The 559-nt window shown below is 61.2% G+C and carries 2 protein-coding genes; both read right to left on the bottom strand.

What is annotated here, in order from left to right:
- Positions 1–420 (bottom strand): response regulator (locus EN925_RS38840; protein WP_128337505.1); only part of this gene is annotated, 420 nt, incomplete at its 3' end.
- Positions 410–559: ATP-binding protein (locus EN925_RS41355; RefSeq protein WP_348630397.1), on the bottom strand; the 150-nt coding region annotated here is incomplete at its 5' end. The genes EN925_RS41355 and EN925_RS38840, both read right to left, overlap by 11 nt.

Genomic DNA, 559 nt, shown 5'->3' with positions numbered 1-559 from the left:
CTCCCATTCGAGGTTCTTTATCGAGGTTGGCCGCTCGGCGAGCGGCACCGAAACATTGCCCTCGACCTGGCCGAAAGCCGCTTCAATGTCGTCTGTATTGGCGGGCTTGGCGAGATACTGGCAGGCGCCGAGCTTGATCGCCTCGACAGCGGTGGCGATGCTGGCAAAGCCGGTCAACACGACGATCCGCATTTCAGGATCGTGTTCGTGCAGCGCCCTGACGCACTCAAGGCCCGAGCCGCTGGCAAGCTTGAGATCGATGACGGCATATTGGAAGGCAACGGTGCCGATCAGCGCCTGCACGCCGTCGACGCTCCGGCAGCTATGCGTTTCGTAATCACGCCGTTCGAAAGACCGGCGCAGTGCGTTGGCAAAGGCGATGTCGTCCTCGACGATCAGCAGCGTGCGTTTAGTCGGCATTGTGCCCTCGCGGAGACAGAGCAGCCAGCGGCAGATGCAACGTAACCGAAGCTCCCCCTTCGGTTCTGTTTCTTACGGTGACGCTACCCCCCAGCTTGCGGATGACATTGACGACCAGAAACAGGCCGAGCCCGCTACC

The sequence above is a fragment of the Mesorhizobium sp. M7A.F.Ca.US.006.04.2.1 genome (assembly GCF_004022915.1).
Classification (GTDB): domain Bacteria; phylum Pseudomonadota; class Alphaproteobacteria; order Rhizobiales; family Rhizobiaceae; genus Mesorhizobium; species Mesorhizobium ciceri.
Note: the sequence above shows the minus strand (reverse complement) of the source record. Positions and strands in the feature narration are given on the sequence as shown.